The organism is Halorubrum sp. SD41, from assembly GCF_058630335.1.
This window is the reverse complement of record NZ_JBZVGZ010000052.1, coordinates 1-1,799: the sequence shown is the minus strand read 5'-3', so window position 1 is coordinate 1,799 and position 1,799 is coordinate 1. Positions and strand designations below refer to the sequence as shown.

At 66.4% G+C, this 1,799-nt stretch carries 2 protein-coding genes; both read left to right on the top strand.

Translation table 11 applies throughout. The features are described from left to right. Positions 1-285: 285 nt before the first annotated feature. Positions 286-789 (top strand): DUF367 family protein, encoded by a 504-nt coding sequence (locus tag AC4NMM_RS15220; RefSeq protein ID WP_491924653.1) that lies wholly within the window; start codon positions 286-288, stop codon positions 787-789. Between the two features lie 96 nt (positions 790-885). Then, on the top strand, positions 886-1,359 hold the full coding sequence (locus AC4NMM_RS15215) for a redoxin domain-containing protein (protein ID WP_491924652.1): 474 nt from the start codon (positions 886-888) through the stop codon (positions 1,357-1,359). Positions 1,360-1,799 lie beyond the last annotated feature (440 nt).

Below are 1,799 nucleotides of genomic sequence, written 5' to 3'. Positions count from 1 at the left end.
GGAGTTCTTCGTCGATCCACTGTCAGAGATTTATGACCGAGCGGCTGGGGCTTTGGAGGAGTTCTTCGTCGATCCACTGTCAGAGATTTATGACCGAGCGGCTGGGGCTTTGGAGGAGTTCTTCGTCGATCCACAGTCAGAGATTTATGACTGAGCGGCTGGGGCTTTGGAAGTGTTCGCCGCCGATCTGCCGCCGGCTGGTTATAAAGAGGCGACTAAGGCGCTGACGTCGTAGCTCCCGTCCGCTCCGCACGCCTTTTAAACAAACCTACCAATCCAGTACTTGTGGACCTTCACGTCCGGTACGAGGGCGACGACGACCCCGACAAGTGTACGGCCCGGAAGCTCGCGCGCTTCGACCTCGCCGAGCTCCACCGCTCGGACCGCGCCACCCCGTACGGGGTCGTCCTCAACCCCCACGCGGAACGTGCGCTCTCGCCCGCGGACGCCGAGATGGCTCGCGAGAACGCGCTCGTCGCGCTCGACTGCTCGTGGGAGTCGGCCGGCGAGAAGCAGTTCACGCTCCCGGGCGAACACCGCGCGCTCCCGTACCTCGTCGCCGGAAACCCCGTGAACTTCGGGCGGCCGATGCGGCTCACCACGGTCGAGGCGTTCGCCGCGGCGCTGATAATCCTCGGCGAGCGCGACCACGCCGAGCGCGTCCTCGCGAAGTTCACGTGGGGCGAGACGTTCCTCGAACTCAACGACGAGCCGCTCCGGCGGTACGCCGACTGCGAGGACTCGGCCGAGGTCGTCGCGATCCAGCAGGAGTACCTCGACCGGGGGTAGCTACGGCGGGGTCCGGGTCCGAGACGGGCTGAGCGATACCGGCACCGAACGGGGTCGCGACAAGTCTTTTGCCTCGTTCGGCCGTATCGAACGACGATGGTATCCACAGGCGACGCCGCACCCACGTTCACCGCGACGGTCGGCACGAGCGACCACGAGCCGTTCGACCTCGACGACGAGATCGGCGACGGGCCGGTCGTGCTCGCCTTTTTCCCCGGCGCGTTCACGCCGCCGTGCACGAACGAGATGATCGCGTTCCAGGAGCGCGCCGACGCGTTCGACGCGGCCGGCGCCACCCTGTTCGGGGTCAGCGCCGACTCGCCGTTCTCGCAGGGCGCGTTCCGCGAGGAGCACGGCATCGAGTTCGACCTCGTGAGCGACATGGCCGGCGACGCGATCCGGGCGTACGGGCTGGAGATCGACATCGCCGACCTCGGCCTCCACGGCATCGCCAACCGGGCGGTGTTCGTGATCGACGACGACGGCGAAGTCGTCTACGACTGGGTCGCCGACGACCCGACGAACGAGCCCGACTACGAGGCCGTCCTCGACGCCGTCGAGAGCGCGTAATAAGTAGCTGATCGTGGAGTAGTCGGTTCCGTTGCTGTTCCGGTCATCTTTCTATAAGGCGTCGCGGTGCCCGTAGTGGCGAATCCTTCCGGAGCCCCAGCCGATCACTTATAAATGGATGCTGGCGGATCCGCGGTGAAAACCTCCAAAGCCCCAGCCGCTCGCTTATAAACAGCTGCTGGTCGATTGGTGGTAAACACCTCCAAAGCCCCAGCCGTGAGGCGGGCGCACGCTCGTTGCGCCCTCGGTCGCTCGTTTCACTCGCTCCCTGCGGTGCTTTCGTCGCCTGCGCCCGCCTCACGGCTGCCCCTTTGAGTCCCGCCCCGCACAGCAACCGCACCTCACGCCTCCCCAGCCTCGTCGGGCGACGCCCCGTCTCGCCCGGTCCTCATCCGACCGAGGGGGGGCCAGGGCCCTGGGTGTCTCGAGCCCAGGCCCGA